The 16954-nt window shown below is 40.7% G+C and carries 14 protein-coding genes and 1 tRNA gene; 11 read left to right on the forward strand and 4 right to left on the reverse strand.

All coding sequences use genetic code 11. The features are described from left to right. The first annotated feature begins 16 nt into the window (after positions 1–16). From L1077_RS08390 to L1077_RS08405, 4 genes are read left to right on the forward strand one after another with little or no spacing between them, the layout of a single operon-like run. Entirely contained in the window at positions 17–1354 is a 1338-nt protein-coding gene (locus L1077_RS08390) for a DASH family cryptochrome (protein WP_237136424.1), read from the forward strand. Continuing rightward, a complete protein-coding gene (locus L1077_RS08395) occupies positions 1344–2792 on the forward strand; it encodes a cryptochrome/deoxyribodipyrimidine photo-lyase family protein (protein ID WP_237136425.1) in 1449 nt (482 codons plus the stop codon). The genes L1077_RS08390 and L1077_RS08395 overlap by 11 nt, the downstream gene beginning before the upstream one ends. Before the next feature lie 5 nt (positions 2793–2797). Beyond that, a complete protein-coding gene (locus L1077_RS08400; RefSeq protein ID WP_237136426.1) occupies positions 2798–2944 on the forward strand; it encodes a DUF2256 domain-containing protein in 147 nt (48 codons plus the stop codon). A gap of 3 nt (positions 2945–2947) precedes the next feature. Beyond that, positions 2948–4519 (forward strand): cryptochrome/photolyase family protein, encoded by a 1572-nt coding sequence (locus L1077_RS08405; protein WP_237136427.1) that lies wholly within the window; start codon positions 2948–2950, stop codon positions 4517–4519. Here the strand turns inward: L1077_RS08405 and L1077_RS08410 are convergent, their stop codons facing one another. The 3 genes from L1077_RS08410 to L1077_RS08420 form a co-directional block, all read right to left on the reverse strand. Next, positions 4520–5716, reverse strand: coding sequence for a hypothetical protein (locus L1077_RS08410; protein ID WP_237136428.1), 1197 nt, complete (start codon positions 5714–5716; stop codon positions 4520–4522). 85 nt (positions 5717–5801) lie between these two features. Then, a complete protein-coding gene (locus L1077_RS08415; protein ID WP_237136429.1) occupies positions 5802–7412 on the reverse strand; it encodes a trypsin-like serine protease in 1611 nt (536 codons plus the stop codon). Positions 7413–7659: 247 nt separating this feature from the next. Next, complete coding sequence (locus tag L1077_RS08420; RefSeq protein ID WP_237136430.1) at positions 7660–9945, reverse strand: TonB-dependent siderophore receptor; 2286 nt, start codon at positions 9943–9945, stop codon at positions 7660–7662. A 449-nt stretch (positions 9946–10394) separates the two neighbouring features. Here L1077_RS08420 and L1077_RS08425 point away from each other — a divergent pair, with 449 nt between their 5' ends. The 4 genes from L1077_RS08425 (at position 10395) to L1077_RS08440 (ending at position 12078) form a co-directional block, all read left to right on the forward strand. Next, a complete protein-coding gene (locus L1077_RS08425; protein ID WP_237136431.1) occupies positions 10395–10766 on the forward strand; it encodes a hypothetical protein in 372 nt (123 codons plus the stop codon). Positions 10767–10848: 82 nt separating this feature from the next. Further along, positions 10849–10939 (forward strand) — tRNA-Ser (locus tag L1077_RS08430). 50 nt (positions 10940–10989) lie between these two features. After that, the gene (locus tag L1077_RS08435) at positions 10990–11358 is read left to right on the forward strand and encodes a hypothetical protein (protein WP_237136432.1); all 369 of its coding nucleotides are present in this window, start codon (positions 10990–10992) and stop codon (positions 11356–11358) included. A gap of 102 nt (positions 11359–11460) precedes the next feature. Further along, the gene (locus L1077_RS08440) at positions 11461–12078 is read left to right on the forward strand and encodes an FKBP-type peptidyl-prolyl cis-trans isomerase (RefSeq protein WP_063359850.1); all 618 of its coding nucleotides are present in this window, start codon (positions 11461–11463) and stop codon (positions 12076–12078) included. Between the two features lie 52 nt (positions 12079–12130). Here the strand turns inward: L1077_RS08440 and L1077_RS08445 are convergent, their stop codons facing one another. Continuing rightward, on the reverse strand, positions 12131–14548 hold the full coding sequence (locus tag L1077_RS08445) for a methyl-accepting chemotaxis protein (RefSeq protein WP_237136433.1): 2418 nt from the start codon (positions 14546–14548) through the stop codon (positions 12131–12133). 188 nt (positions 14549–14736) lie between these two features. Here L1077_RS08445 and L1077_RS08450 point away from each other — a divergent pair, with 188 nt between their 5' ends. Genes L1077_RS08450 through L1077_RS08460 form a run of 3 tightly spaced genes read left to right on the forward strand, consistent with a single transcriptional unit; the run spans position 14737 to position 16953 of the window. Beyond that, complete coding sequence (locus tag L1077_RS08450) at positions 14737–15729, forward strand: cytochrome-c peroxidase (RefSeq protein WP_237136434.1); 993 nt, start codon at positions 14737–14739, stop codon at positions 15727–15729. Between the two features lie 9 nt (positions 15730–15738). Beyond that, positions 15739–16347: a hypothetical protein gene (locus L1077_RS08455; RefSeq protein ID WP_237136435.1), complete on the forward strand. Its 609-nt coding sequence runs from the start codon at positions 15739–15741 to the stop codon at positions 16345–16347. Between the two features lie 9 nt (positions 16348–16356). Next, positions 16357–16953: a cytochrome P460 family protein gene (locus L1077_RS08460; RefSeq protein WP_237136436.1), complete on the forward strand. Its 597-nt coding sequence runs from the start codon at positions 16357–16359 to the stop codon at positions 16951–16953. Position 16954: the final 1 nt, after the last annotated feature.

Raw genomic sequence — 16954 nt, forward strand, 5'->3', positions numbered from 1 at the left:
GGGTTAAACAAGCGATATGAGTAAAGCTCTATACTGGTTTACCGACGATTTGAGGCTTCAAGATAATCTGGCACTCAATTCCACACTTTATGCATCTAGCAGTATCATGTTTATTTATGTTATGGATGAGTCTCTATTTTCGGCAACAAATTTTGATCATGTACATCTAGGTGAAAAGCGGCTTAAATTTATTCAACAGTCGTTGATTGATTTGTCTGATCAACTACAGCAACTTGGTTACGAGTTATATGTGCTCAAGGGGCACAGTAGAGAAGTCATAAATCATGTGATTACCCAAATGGGGATTGAAGTTGTCGGGAGTCATCTAGGCTGTGGCTATGATGAGCGGACGGCCTTCGAGCATATAAAATCAGACAATGGAAAGGTTCGATTTATACATCAGCACAATAACCTGTTGTTCGGTCCACAGCAGCTTGAAGACAAAGATTTAAGTGGCTCCTTTTCAAAATTTAGAAAAAAAGCAGACAAACTCTTGGTCTCTTCGTGCGTTGAAGATACATTCTCAGAGACTTTACCATTGCCATTCGTTATGGATAGTACTGTGACAGATAAATATATGTTCAAAGTAGATGGGTCAACGGCTAGTAATGAGAATCTGATTCAAGGTGGTGAGAAAGCGGCACTCGATTATTTAGAAGAATACTTTTCTACTCAAAGCGCATCGTCATACAAAATGACACGCAATGCATTAGATGGAAAGTATAACTCTACGCAATTTAGCCCTTATTTGTCCGTTGGTAACATCTCACCAAGACAGATCATTAATAGGCTCGATATGTATGAGCAGCAGCACGGTGCAAATGACTCTACTTATTGGATCCGCTTTGAATTGATGTGGAGGGATTTTTTTCATCATAAAGCAATTAAAAAAGGGAGCAGTTTATTTAAGTTTGCAGGAGAAAAAGGAGCTCGTCCCTTGACAACTTATTACCCGCAGAGATTCAAACGTTGGTGCAATGGCACGACTCAGTTCCCACTTGTCAATGCATGTATGAGGGAATTGAACGAAACAGGGTTTATGTCGAATCGTGGCAGACAGATTGTTGCAAGTTGCTTGGTCAATGAACTCCAAGTTGATTGGCGCTATGGTGCAGCATATTTTCAACAACAGTTGATCGATTATGATGTCGCCTCGAATTGGGGAAATTGGCAATATATCGCTGGTGTCGGTGATGACCCAAGGGGAGGAAGACATTTCAATATTGAAAAGCAGGCGCAGATGTATGACCCGGATGGCACATTTCAAGAAAAGTGGTCTAGTCGTTCCTGCTTATTCAGTGAAGACGTTGATATGGTCGATTGGCCTGTAATGAGTGCAAAGCATGGCCATTAGCGTTGTCTGGTTAAAAAGGGATTTGCGTCTACAAGACCATGCAGCACTGTATAAGACGGCAAAGACAAATAAGCAAGTGCTTTTATTGTATTGCTTTGAACCGATCATGATAAAAGATGAACACACTTCTCGTCGCCACCTTAGATTTATATCCCAATCCCTAGAGGATATTTCAAAGCGAATTGATTCTGACAGTCTCTATTGTGCCTATGGGAGTATCATTGATGTGCTTGAGCAGATCAACCAAGAGGTTGGCATAGATGCATTGTACTCCCATCAAGAAATAGGGCTTGGCTTCACTTTTGAAAGAGATAAGCTTGTCGCAGCGTGGTGCAAAAATCTTGGTATAAAATGGGAAGAGTTCCCACAAGGCGCTGTGATCAGAGGACTCAAAGCAAGAACTAACTGGGATAAAAGCTGGCAGACCGTGATGCGTGAAGACACACGCAATATTGATTGCGCCGAGGTTCAGTGGTTTTCAATTGGCGCACACTTTTCCATGCACGTAGATATTAAGCGGTTTCAGTATGAAGCTGAGGCTGTGCATTTTCAGCAAGGTGGTGAGACGCTGGCTTGGCAGGTTATTGAGTCATTTTTTAATGAGAGGGGAAAAGAGTATGCGTTTTCTTTATCAAGCCCAGAAAAATCTCAGCAACATTGCTCACGGTTATCTGCACATCTCGCTTGGGGAAACGTCAGTTTGCGCCAGGTATATCAAACAGTTTTGGCCAATTGGAAAAAACCACATTGGCGGCGTTCACTTGTTGCTTTTACGTCAAGGTTGCATTGGCATTGTCACTTTATGCAAAAGTTTGAAAGTGAATGTGATATGGAGTTCAGGTGCGTCAACCGTGCTTATGAGGGGATGCCAAGGGTAAAGGGAAATGAAGGCGCTGTTCGTCTAAAAGCATGGCAAGAAGGGAACACGGGTGTGCCCATGGTTGATGCGTGTATGCGCAGTTTGATTAAAACTGGGTATCTGAACTTTAGAATGCGCGCTATGTTGGTGAGTTTTTTATGTCACCACTTGGAGCTTGACTGGCGTGAAGGGGTTACCCACCTTGCTAAATTGTTCTTAGATTTTGAACCTGGGATCCACTACAGTCAGTTTCAGATGCAAGCAGGGGTAACAGGGATAAATACGATCCGTATTTATAATCCGGTTAAGCAAGGAGAAGATAAAGATCCTGAAGGTGTATTTGTGAAAAAGTGGGTACCTGAATTAGAAAATATACCAGCACCCCTTGTGCATGCACCATGGGATTTAACAGACATGGAGCAAATGATGTATGGCATTGAACTTGGTGTCGATTATCCAAATCCTATCGTTGATTTAAAAGAAAGCTACACTCACGCTCAAGCACTTATGTGGCATTGGAAAAAGCGAGAGGATGTTGCCATTGAAGCCAAACGTGTTTTGGCAATACATGTAAGGTAAGCGCAGTGCATAAAAAAGTAAATCTACCCAGCAAAGTATGTGCTACATGCAAGCGCCCATTCACTTGGCGAAAAAAGTGGGAAAGGGATTGGGCTAATGTCAAATATTGTTCTAAGCGCTGTGCTTCAAACCGTCACAAAGAGAGTCAATAAAATATGTCTCAAACCTATCAAACACTTCGCTTAATTCTGGGTGATCAGCTTAATGCAGGCCATAGTTGGTACAGTACCAAAGATGAAGGCATCTTGTACGTGATTGCTGAACTGAATCAAGAAACCAGTTATGTAAAGCACCATGTTCAAAAAGTATGTGCATTTTTTGCTGCGATGAAAGCATTTGCAGTTGCACTGCAAAAAGCGGGGCATAAAGTGAGTCATTTAACGCTGGATGATACCCACCAATTTGCAACATTGCCTGAACTACTCAATAGCTTGATAGCAAAATATGACATAGCAAAATTTGAATATCAATTACCAGATGAGTATCGGCTTCGAGAGCAACTTAGTGCTTTTTGTGCACAAATAGACATCGAGAGCGGTGCCTATGAATCTGAACATTTTTATTTATCAGATAGCGAGCTTTCCAGTTATTTTAGTGCCGGTAAGAAGCATAGATTAGAAGCGTTTTATCGAAAGATGCGAGTGAGATTTAATATTTTGATGGATGGCTCGACTCCCTTTGGTGGAGAGTGGAACTTTGACAGCAATAACAGAAACAAACTCAAACAAAAAGATCTTTCGGAGATACCTGAACCGCTGGTTTTTGCAAATGATGTAAGTGATATATGGGAAAGGTTGCAAAGGCATCAGGTAAGCACTTTTGGCACATATGAAGCCAACAGCCTCTGGCCGATAACCAGAGCGCAAGCCAAAGAGTTATTGTGTTCGTTTTGCGAGACTCAGTTACCCAAGTTTGGTTTTTTTCAAGACGCGATGACTTGTAAAGCAGATGATATGTATACAAAAAAACAATGGAGTTTGTATCATTCAAGACTGTCTTTTGCACTCAATAGTAAAATTATCAGCCCTCAGTTTGTGGTAGATACGGTTGTTGCCTATTTTATGCAGCATCAGCAGGAAATAGATATTGCGCAAGTAGAGGGCTTTGTCAGGCAAATAATTGGTTGGAGAGAGTTTGTTCGTGGGATCTACTGGGTAAACATGCCGCAATACGCTGAACTCAATGAGTTAGATGCAAAACGAGATTTACCTGACTGGTTTTGGAATGGCAAGACGCATATGAATTGTCAAAAGCATGCAGTAAAGCAATCTCTTGATTATGCATATGCTCATCATATTCAGCGTTTAATGGTAACAGGGAACTTTTGCCTGATTGCTGGTATTGACCCAAGGCAGGTGGATGATTGGTATTTAGGTGTTTATATCGACGCCATTGAATGGGTTGAAATGCCAAACACTCGAGGTATGAGTCAATTTGCAGATGGTGGCATAGTTGGCTCAAAAGCCTATGCCGCCAGCGGGAACTACGTGAACAAAATGAGTGATTACTGCTCAGACTGCCAATATGACATCAAGTCCGTTGCTGGTCACAATGCATGCCCATTAAACTCTCTATACTGGCATTTTATGGACACGCATGAAGGCAAGTTTTCTTCTAACCCTCGTAATCGAATGGTGTATGCCAATTGGCGTAAAAAAGCCCCTGAGCAAAGGGCGTTAATCATGGAGCAAGCGGCATACTACCTTGATAACCTTAATAAACTGTAATTATTGGTGTTCAAAGTAAATGCGATAAGTACTGGACCAAATAGGGTAGTCAACATCAGTGGTGTAGCAAATAAAATCATCAGCAGCTATACCACTGACAGTGAGTAGATACCTAAGCTTAGTTTTTTGTTCTTCCAAAAGTTGACTGTGAGCAAAGTCATTTTCAAGAGGTGTTATTTTGAGTTCAGGAAACTCCGGAAAACGCTCAGTCCATAGGTCACTTGCCTTTAATTTGCCTTCTTCAACTTTTTGATTACTGTGATAGCAACCGATATTGACGGTACTACATTTGTCTATTCGCTTTTCAAGTAAAACAAGCATAGTGAGTTTTTTTACTGGGTTTTTAATCGATAGGCTGGTTGAGCTGCATGGACTGTTTCGATCCAAGGGGTTGACGACTTCATCTGGGTTATTAAACACAAAAGTGACATCGCTATTTTGGCTTGGCAAAGGGTCGAACACCAATCCAGAATTACTGGGTGAATAGGTACTAAATGCATTTAAAAAACCAGGACTTGAAAGTTCTTTTGAAACACCCAGTGTGAACTCATTGGGCTTGAGGGCACTACTTGCTGTGATTTCGACTGGGCCACTGAAATGCTCAGGGTGAGGGTGAGTATAAAACTGCACGAATGGCACTGCGCCCACAAGTCTGTTTATACCTGACTTACTGATAAGTGCGACTTCTTGTAAATAGCTTGGATCGTTCTGATTTTCACGCAAAATATAGATGCAAAAAACCTCTTCAACACTGAATTTTAATAAAGCTTTAGCTGCGTGATAGAGCTGGGCTTTATGCTCTGATCCTTCTGTTAGTACTTCACTATTTTTAGGTTCTTGTAACAAGCGTTTGAGGTCTGCATGGCTCTTAGCGTTGCTTTCTATACACTGAGAAAATAGGTCTACGACTTGATTAACTTGGCTCATCAATACTGAGGGAAGTAGGGGAGAGAGCTTTTCAGAGAGAAGCTGCAAAGCTTGTGTTCCGGGTAGTTCAACCAAAACTTGTAAGCCATTATTAGCCTTGCAAGCCGCAAAAAAACGTTGGCTGTTCGAACGGTTATAATCTAAATACTTTGCGAAACCGCCAATTGTGTGTGCATGCTCAGGCAAAGTATGACTGACAGCTAAAAATGTTTTTTGGATCCGCTCACCTAAGCGGGTTAATTCTGTTCGGTTATGCTGATTAAGTCCCATGCTCTCTTTTGAGGTAATTTTTGCTATCAGATTACATGGGACTTAGTCGCTTTAAAAGTAAAATTTACATTTTACTATCAGTTTGTTAATTGCAAGGTTGGATCCGTGTCCAAGGTCCCCAGTCATCAGAGTTTGCTGGGTTTTCACCTTGTACCCACCAATTTGCTTCATAAATGACATTGTCATGAGCAACGCGATCACCTTTAAAGTACACTTTCTCAGCCGACCAGCTAGGTAATCCATTACAGCCGCCAGAAACCTCTCCTACAGAAACAACTTTACTTGATGTTGCTGATTGTCCTTGGCTATTTTGTGCTGTAAGCGTAATAGTGTATTGCCCTTTTACTGCATAGGTGTGCGTTGGAGAGGTTGCTGAGCTTGTTTTACCATCACCAAAATTCCAAGCGTAGGTCACGGCACCTGTACTTTGGTTTTGCAATGAAACTGTTAAATTGTTTTTAGTAACGGTAAAGCTTGCAACTGGCACTGGATCAGATGAGCCGTCGCAATCACTGCCTTTACGCCAAACATTGCTGTATAAATCTGGTTGCGCACCTTGAGACCACCAAATTGCCTCATATACAACACCATTGAATGTCACTTTGTCGCCAGGTGAATAACTTTTCGTTGCTAACCAGTTTTCTCCACAGCTAGGCGGGGTTCCGACACGGACTACCTGAGAAGTACTATTGGTTTGCCCTTTTGTGTCAGTGACAGTTAACGTGACATTATATTCTCCATTCGAGTTATAATCATGACTTGGGTTTTCGGCGCTTGAGGAGGCGTTACCTTGACCAAAGTTCCAATCAAATTGGGTAATACCTTTGTCATCAGTTGAAGTACTGGTGAAGTTAACCATTGTACCATTGACGCTATATCTAAAATCAGCGACGGGTGGTTTGTCATTCGGAATATCAATAATGCCCGTTTTTTGCTTGATCCAATCTAAATAGCTGGTGGTACGAGTAAAGGCAGTTGCGCCCTGACAGGCAATTCCCCAACTCACAGTACCTATACTATAAAAATCATTTCCAACACGCACAGCATAGGGACCGCCGCTATCGCCATTACATGCTGAACGACCACCTTCACCTCCGCCACATATGACAGAGCCAGGAATAGAAAAATTAAGTAAAGAGCTACAACTGTTGTTGCTAATGACTGGCAGATCAGCTTCACGCAAAACATCGCTAGGTCTGCCTCGGTTTGAGGTTAAACCCCAACCAGATACTGTGACATAAGCGCCAACATTTGCATATTGTGACTCAATTGCTGCGGTTGGTAGCTTAGCGGGTGTGTATTGGTTTGGAGCAGGTGAGGCGAGCTTTAATAATGCAATATCATAACCTGAACGGATCCCATTAGCACCACGCCACCTTTCATGATTTATAATCTGAGATACTCTGATTGTTTGTCCGTCACCACGGCTAATAGAGTGGGCACCAACCCGCACTGTTAAACTTGATGTAGACGCGCTGTCTAAGCAGTGAGCAGCTGTTAATACCCAGTCGGGGCTGATCAGGGTTCCGCCACAGCCTTGGCGACCATTCATCAATAAAGCTACTTGATACGGTCTTGAATGTGCTGGAGTTTCAATCCCTCCAACGACATTCGGTTGAACATCAGTCGGTGGTGTAGCATATGCATTTGCTGCGGCGACTGTGAGTGCAGATAGTAATAAATTAACCTTTTTCATGATGTATCTTTTCCTTCATATGCTCGAAATTGAGCTTTTATATGAATAATCTGAGATACACCTCGCTTTCAAGTGGTGTGTGAAAAATAAACAGTGGTAAGACCACGATTTTTTTAGCAATAAACTTTAACTTAAGTAACACTAACAGTTATTTGGGTGTAACAATAATCTTACAATGGAGCTGCTTGGAAAAGTTAAATAAAAAAGCGAGCGTGTGTGCTCGCTTTAGACCCAGGGGAAGGAAGGGTTAGAAATTGTATCTAGCTGACAGCTTCCAGTTTCTTGGTTCGCCCCAGCTTACGCGCCCTTGGCTAGTTGAAATTGCATCGTAGTATTCTTTATCAAATAAATTATCAATGTTTAAAGATACGCTGATGTTGTCAGTCACATCATAACGTGCCATTAAATTGAATAACGCGATGGATCCATGTGTACGAACTTCGTCAACCTCAGTAGGAGAAAGCTCTTCCCATCTATTTAAGCCATAATCCAGATTCCCTGAAGGGCGAGTACTGTCTACCCAGTAGCTGTCTTTCCAGTTTACGCCTAAACCAATTGTTAAGTTTTCAATTAAATCAGTTGGTTGGTATGTAGTATAAATATTTATTAGTTGCTCTGGGACTTCGCTGTTAAGCTGTGAACCGTGTTCATCTTCCGACCTTGCATACGAATAACCAGCATATACATTAAAACCTGGATGGACTTCACCACTAAGTTCAAATTCAATACCACTGGTTTGTGTTTCATCGATCAGCATAGTAACAGTGTTACCATTTGGCGTTTGCTGCTGAGCATAAGCCGGATCAGCTTTGGCAACGTTATTTCTGTTACTTTCGAATACGGCAACTGAGAAGTTTAGTAGGCCAATTTCAGCCTTTAAACCTGCTTCTATACTTTCACCTACAATTGGTGCTTGCAAGTTGTCATCTTTATCGTAAGCATTCTGAGGTTCAAATGCATCTGTATAACTTGCATATAAGCTAAATTCATCATTAATATCGTAGATCAGGCCTGCGTAAGGTGTGACTTCATTACGCACTTCGTAACTGCCTTTTTCGTTATAGGCAAATAACTTAGTTTTACGGTTAGTTCTGTGCTCAACAACTTCCCAATTAGTTTGTCTAAAACCAATGATAGATTTTAAATTATCAGTCAGCGATAAACGAGTAGCGACGTAGAAACCACTACTATCATGATCAGTTGTACTATTCGCCGTGTTTAAATTTTCGTATGAATAGCGCTGGATATCACCCGTCCAAGTGTAATAATTGATATTATCAATTGATATTTCACGTTGACCATCTTTTTTGTTGTATCCGACACGTTCTCTATCAAACATATTAAAGCCAACGATTAAATCATGCTCTTGGCCTAAGAACTCAAAGCCGCCTTGTAAGTTGATGTCAAATGTTTTTTGAGTGTCTTTAGAGTGACTAATTACATGATTGTAACCATGTCCAACTTCGGGGTTAACTGAGCCATCTTTAGCATAAAAGTCATTTGTCCATACGAAGAACAGATTACCGCCTTCCATTTCGATGGTGTTATAAGTTGCAATCGTATTTAATTGCCAGCCATTGTCAAAACCGTGGTTTAAGCTTGCAAATACGGTGTTTTCTTCAAGAGGCCATGAGCTGTAGTTTGCTGCTAGCCCCGTTGAGCCCCTTTCTAGATTCATTAATGAACCGTCGATGAAGTAATAGGGTGTTGCATGTGAGTTCATAGCCCCTAAAGACTCAGTATCTGCAAATTCATATCCGATACGGAATAAAGTTGATTCTGTGACATCGGCCTCAGCTGTCATATAAACAGACGTTTTCTCTTGGCTGTATCTGTCGATGAATGAATCTCTATCATAATGTGCAGCCGCAACGCGTCCACGGATACTGCCGTCACTGCTTAAAGGCGTGGAAACATCTAGTTCAACGCGGTTATTGTTCCAGCGTCCGGTTGTAACACCCACATGACCATCAAGTTCTTTACTAATAGCACGTTTACGAACAAGGTTAACTGTGGCTGTAGGTGACCCAACACCAGTCATTAAGCCATTTGCACCACGTAAAATTTCAACACGCTCATATGCAATAGCATCACCATTAACGTCAGAGCGACGACCGCCGGGGAATTGCTGAACGCCGTCAACTTGAACTAAGTTGATTCTTTCACCACGAGCGACGAAAAATGGTCTATCGTGGCTTCGAGAAGTACTCGCATATACACCTGTGGTGTGCTGCAAGATGTCTTTAATGTTAACTGACTTCCAATCTTCTAATTGTTGTTGTGTGATCACTGAAACCGACTGCGGTGTTTCTTTCAGTGACAAAATCATTTTAGTTGCTGATTTTGTCGCGGCATCAGAATAATTACCAGCGGTTGAAGCCGTTACGTAAATACGCTCAATTTCGTTCGCTGTTTGAGCGCCGTCAGGAGCCGATTCTGCGAATACTTGTGTGCCTGTTAGAGCGGCTGTTAATGCAAGAGTGACAGGTGCTAAACGAAGTGTTTTAGAAGATTGAAAAGTAGAGTTGTCCATAAAATCCTATCCAAAGAACAAATATATGTCATGAACCAATTTGATATAAACGTTATAGAGTCAAAGGTAATGGCGTTATTTCGTCTGTACCAAATATGGTGTTAAATGATAACGGTTTGCATTATCGTTACAATTATTTTTAAGTCAAGCTGAATCGGATGTTATGGCATGATTATTTGTCATATATTAAGTTTTTAATATAACGAGAGATTTTGATATAAATTTTGCCACTTCATTTATGTCTTAAATAAATGCCGTTTTGATTATAAAAGCCGGCAAGAAAAAATTTGGTTGTTAGAATAAGGTGGTATTGATAATAAAGTCTCATAAAAGTAGTAAAATAATTCATCATCCCTTGGTTGTTTTTTAATCTGTGTTTGTTAGTCTAGTAAGTCTTAGTATGGATGTACCTAGTTTGTTACCTGTGAATAAATATAAGAAGATAGGTTATGGGAGATTTATTTCTAAAGAGGCGAGAGAATTGGTTGGTATGGATAACTTGGGGAGCAGTGGGGTGCCTTATTTGCCACTATTTACTAAGTTATGTCAGTAATGCTTGGTTTTCACTTACTTCGCCGGCTTTTTTACTTATGGTTTTGACCGCTTGGATGAACTTTAATAAACGCTTTGATTTTTTTGCGGCTTTGAAAATATTCATGGTGGTGGCGTCTATTTCTGTTATTCCACTGTTAGCGAAAAAAGTAAGTAGCTGGGAAAAAGTGATTCATATTGCTGTTGATTCTGGTGCTTTATTTTTATGTATTGTATTAGTCAGTGTTATTTGCGCGCTGTTGGCAAGGCGGCCAAAACAATATTACTGATAAAAGATTTGAAAACTATTGCACTAATTTCAAAAAACACTTTACATATTTATGAATAGCCTTTAATATGCGCGCCAACAACGGAGAGATGGCTGAGTGGTTGAAAGCACCGGTCTTGAAAACCGGCATACGTTAATAGCGTATCTAGGGTTCAAATCCCTATCTCTCCGCCACCTCATTCCCAAAACCGCCTAACGGCGGTTTTTTTCGTTAGGAGAGTTCAATGGCTCAAGATGTTGTTAAACATTGTTCATTATGGATTGTCTTTAGCTTCTTTTATTTAAGTGGCCTACAAATGGCTGTAATTATGTCAATTGATGGTCAACCTCAACCGACCATTTGGAAAACCTTATTCTATACCTTCTTGTATAATGCGCTTATAGGGCACCTTATAACTAAATATGAAAAGCTATGGCCATTTTTAGCTTCAATCGTTATATCTATATTTGGCGTTGTTGGTTTTGGTGTCTATTTTGACGATAAATTAGCTGGCTATAGTAATGAGTTAATCATTGGTTTAGTTTTATCTCTGCCTTTTGCTACCTTCTTGGTAAAACAATTAAAATTAAAAAGTTTAGAGAATAATGCCTAAGGCATTATAAATAGGGCGTGTATTTGCTTAGCGCCCTATAAGTTACCTCTTGTCTGTGCTACACTGCGCGTCCTTTTAAAATGATAAATAAAGTGAATTTATATGTCAGATTTATTCAACACAGACGCTGGTAAAGCGAGCTACGGTATTGGTCTTCAAATGGGTGAGCAATTAAAAGCTAATCCTTTCGAAGGTCTTGACTTAAACGCAGTTTTCGAAGGTATGAAAGACGCTTACACTGGTGGTGAGTTCCGCGTTGAGATCCCTGAGATCCAAGCAGCTTTCGAAAAAATCAACAGCGAAATTCAAGCACGTCGTGAAGAAGAAGCGAAAGTTCTTGCTGCTGAAGGTACTGCGTTCTTAGAAGAAAACGCTAAGCGTGCAGAAGTAACAGTAACTGAGTCTGGTTTACAGTACGAAGTTGTTGCTACTGGCGAGGGTGACAAGCCTTCAGCTGATTCAACAGTACGTGTTCATTACCATGGTACACTAATCAACGGTACAGTATTCGATAGTTCATATGACCGTGGTCAGCCTGCTGAATTCCCAGTAAATGGCGTGATTAAAGGTTGGACAGAAGCACTTCAGCTTATGAATGCTGGTACTAAGTTGCGTCTATATATCCCACACGACCTAGCATACGGTGAGCGTGGTGCAGGTGCATCTATCGCACCTTACTCAACACTAATCTTTGATGTTGAGCTTTTAGAGATCCTATAATCTAGGTTTTCTTTAAAGTTGCATGCTCGGTACGTGCTGAGCATGCATATTTCTATTGATCGAAAAACTCATAGAGCTCTGAAAGGGTCGTCTTTCTTTCGTTATTTTCAACCAAAAATTCCATGCCATAATAGGTATATTCTTGGTTTTTCTCTTCTTTTCTAACAACTCGCGCTGAAATTTTCATCGGAGCTTGATTCATATACTCTTTATAGTTTTTTCTTGGTAAGTACATGATCAGTGTCAAATTCGTATCAATATCGAGTTCTTGATTTAATTGCTTGCTTAATGTTACACCACAACCAACGCAGCTCAGCTCACGGGTAATTGTTGAATAGTCTTTATCCTCACAAATAATCTTAATTTTAATTTTTGCTTCAAGTCTGTCAGAACGTCTTTTTTCATGGCGCTTTCTGATCGCGTCTTTATCTTCATCAAAGTGAAAGCCATCCATCAAATTGTTTACTAGCTCTGAAGTTTGATAAAGATCCGCACCAATCATAGAGACCATTTGTGCTTTTTCGGCATTTTGTTGAAGGGAAGAAAACAGGTGCTGTAGCTTGAGTTGCATTTCATGCATTTGATGACTCTGCTGCTCAGAGCGGTGGGCTATTTGATCATTTGCCGAGATAATGCTGTCGATAGTATTGGTCATTGCTCTTAAGGCTTGACCGCTTTCGTCTGAGCGCTGTTTACTGACATCAACTTGATGGATGATATCTGTCATTAAACGTGTAACATCAACGACTTTATGCGTGAGCTGGGAAATTACGCCTCTGATTTCATCTGTTGAATTAGCCGTTCTTTGCGCCAAGCTTCTAACTTCGTCGGCCACCACCGCAAAACCTCGACCTTGTTCGCCAGCGCGCGCTGCTTCAATAGCTGCATTAAGTGCGATCAATGCGGTTTGGTCCGCAACAGTTGAGATTGCATCTGTGACAGACTCAATTTGTTCGCTAGCTGATTTAAGTTCTTCAACGCCAGCTGATGCAAGCGTTACTACTTCAACCGTTCTTACCATTTCGTTTAGGTTACTTTCAACGGCTTGTATACCTGTATCAGCCTCTGTTTTGGCTTGTTCTAATACAACTTGGCTTTGCTCTATGGCTTGTCCAGACTCCACCAATAAATCCATAAATGACTCAATGACTCGCATCACTTCCGAATAACTCGCATTTTCATTTTTAGCAACGGTGCTTATTTCAGTTGCAATGGCTGCAACTTGGTGTGCGGAGTGGCCAACCTGTCTTGACTGTCTGCGCACGGTAGAGATAGTCGAGGATAAGGAGAGCGTCATATGGTTAAAGCTCTCAGAAAGTTGGTTCAATTCATCGTCGGAACGGATCACAAAGTAATCTTGTTTGGTTTTAAAGTCGCCGACTGAAATATTCTGTGCTCTACCCAATAAGGATTTGACTCGATTACGTAATTTACTACTAAACATGACACTGATCACGCCTGCAATGATAATGGTTAATACGGAACTTAAAGCGAGTACAACAAACATGTTTGAAAGTGCACTTTGTGTATCATCAATGCCTTGTTTAGTGACGTGCTCAACGTGTTGGTTCATTTCGTGAAGCTCGTTAAAAATTGTTTCGGTCAATGGTTTAATGGTATTGCTGAGGTGGTTTGTCGCAAAATTAGACTCGTTACTGGCTTGCTTTTCAAATGCTAAAATTGTAATTGGCGCAAGCTTTTCTCGCTCTTCACTATAAGCTTCCCAGTACTCGAGCTGCTGATCAGTGAAGAGCTCTTCATAATCATCAAGAATTGAAACAAAGGCGTCACTGTTTTTAAACCATGCTTGGTCAAACCCATCAATGTTTTTTTGCTCGCGCGTTAACAAAAATGCACGCAGTTCAGAAATGGCTGTCGCAAAGCTTACTTCTGAGTCAACAAGCAGCTTAAATAACTCAATTCTGTCTTCATCTAACTCTTGTTCACTCTCTATTTCTATCATCTGGGCGAGTAGTTGCACCATAGACTCCGCAAGCGGGATGGCGTCTGTGACTAACAGTTTCACTGCTGGCTCATTATCCAGTGTATTCGCTATGTTAGAAATGATCTGTTGCTCTTGTTTTAGCTTTCTTAAATTTGCGTTGATTATTGAGAGCTTACTGTCACTGAACCCAGTTTGCTTGGCAAATTCACTCAGGCTTGAAAAGTCATGATCTATATCCCTCCACGCATCATCGCGCTTGGTAATCGTAGTGTTACGTGCCTGTACATTGCTGCCAGTAATGATCTGTTCTTCAAGCGCAATGAGTGAATCTAAAATGTGCATTTTCAAATCTGAATTGACGTTTACAAGTGGAATGGAAACTGACGAGACTTGCGTAAAGTTACTGGCGAGCGTGCCTGTACTCAAATAGACAAAGAAGTTACTGAATATACCTAAAGAAGTAATGATGCCAAACGCGAAAAGCATTTGCGCGGCAATGCCCGGAACGAAACGAGAAATTTTCATATTGTGTCGTGAGCTCTGATTGTTAGTAGCTTAGGTGACGGTTTGTACCTAATTAATTGGTTTTAATAAACTTTTATTAATAGCTACTAATTTTTTGATTTATTGAAAAATATAGACAATCCTTCGGTAAGGTCAAAGTTTATACCTAAATATTTACAATTAAAGATAACTTACTGTGGGGGCAAGTAATGGATTGTAACAAGGGGATTATGTTGTCGTTTGCGTTGGCAATTAGCGCAAATGTGTTGGCGGTTGACTCGCCTGCGTTCGGTAATTTGTCTACGCCCGATGTAGATGACATAGAATATTTTGATGACGAAGAGCCAAGTGAGAGAGAAATTGAGCTTGGTAAAATGCTGTTTTTTGAACACAGGTTATCAAAAAATCAAAATCAATCGTGCGCAACATGCCATAACCCTGAACTTGGTTTTAGTGATGGGTTGGCAAAGGGGATTGGCAGTGGCGGTGATATATTAGGCCGTAACGCGCCACATTTATATAACCTCGCATGGTCTGCCATTTTCTTTTGGGATGGACGAGCGAAAACGTTGGAAGAGCAGGCATTAGGGCCTATCGTCTCTGATGTTGAAATGCAAATGACGCCAAAAGAAGCTGTTGGTCGGCTTAAGAAAATTCCTTTTTATGACAAAGAGTTTAAAGAGGTGTATGGCAGCGTAACGTTTGAAAATATCGGCAGGGCGATTGCGGCATTTGAAAAAACCATCATTAGTGATAATTCAGCGTTTGACCAATACCTTGCAGGAGAAAAGCAAGCAATGTCACACTCTGCGATTAGAGGGTTGCAATTATTTGTCGGTAAGGCGCGTTGTGTGAAGTGTCATGATGGCGCAAATTTCACAGATGATAGTTTTCATAATATCGGTATAGAAGACAATGATGAAGGCCGCTTTCTTATCGACCCAAACAGCAAATTAAAAGGCGCATTTAAAACCCCGGGCCTCAGAAATATCATTATGAGTGCGCCTTACATGCATGATGGCTCACTGGCCAGCTTAGAAGAAGTGGTTGAGCACTACGACAAAGGTGCTGTGAACGTAAAAGACGTAAGCCCATTGATAGTCCCTCTAAATCTAAACCCACAAGAAAAAGCAGATTTAATCGCATTTATGGCTGCATTGACAGATCCTGTTGTGATCCAGCGACCTAAATTGCCTAACTAAGGAGTAAAAATGAAACAGTATTTATTAATTGGCATGAGCTTGTGCTCCATATTTTCGGCACAGGGAGCTGTTTTAACTGGCGAGTTAGAGTTTGTGAAAAAGCCGTCTTTTGTTGGTGTTGTATATGCTAAAGGAGGAAAGGGGCCAAGCGCTGCTGAGCTCGACCAATCGAACAAAATTTTTGATAAAAAAGCGGTTGTGATTGGTAAAAATGGCGAAATCACATTTAAAAACTCTGATGAATTTCAGCACAATATTTTTGCAAATGACCCAAATTCAGGCGTTAAGTTTGATGTCGGTTTAATGAATCAAGGTCAAACTACCAAGGTGGCTGCTAACTGGAGTGAAAACACATTGACCCGGATCGGGTGTAAAATTCATCCCAAAATGCGCAGTTATATCGCAAATGTCAATTCAGATGCATATCAAGTTTTACCCTTTACGAAAAAGCAAAAAGTTTACCCTATTGAATTAGATGTTGGGACGCACACTGAGTTTGTATTGCAAATCCCTAAGTACGACCCTGTCGAGCTTAAATTAGCCAAAGGGCAGCAAACAAGTGTGGATGTTATGTATAAGGGGAAAAAGCGTGCGACGTTGAAGCTTGCTTTAAACTAGGGAAAAAACATGATTAATAAACTTAAAATCTTGTGTCTCTGTGTAGGTTTTATAGCAAATTCTGTGGCAGCAAACCCGTTTAATGTTTATCCATTTAAAGTACCTGATAAATATAAAGCTGCATTAAAAGATTACAGGACGCAATGGCAAAGAGTGACAGGGTTTGAGCATTCTGGTTTGCATTGGCAACAGTTTATCGTGGTGTTTTTAAATAAAGATATCAAGGTATACGAAAATAATTATTTGGAGTATCTGCGCTATTATCAGGATTACGATGAAGACGACGAAGACGACGAAGATGAGGAGGAAGTCGCTGAGCCAAACTTTAAATCATATCAGCTAGGTACCATTGTTTTAAAAGAAAACTTTTCTTCACAGTCTGGTGCTCCTCACGATGCACTTACCATTACCATGATGATAAAAAGAGAAAAAGGCTATTCAAAGGGGTTTGGAGATTGGGAATATGTTCAGTTTGATAAAGAAGGAACGCTGATACTTGCGGGGAAGGGGAGCGAGCCGGTAATTAAGCAAATGTGCTCTAATTGTCATGCAAGTATTGAAGAGCGAGATTTTATTTTCGCAAATTTCTACTCAAGAAAAAAGTAAT

Origin of the sequence: Pseudoalteromonas luteoviolacea, from assembly GCF_021654285.1 — a bacterium.
Classification (GTDB): Bacteria; Pseudomonadota; Gammaproteobacteria; order Enterobacterales; family Alteromonadaceae; genus Pseudoalteromonas; species Pseudoalteromonas luteoviolacea_J.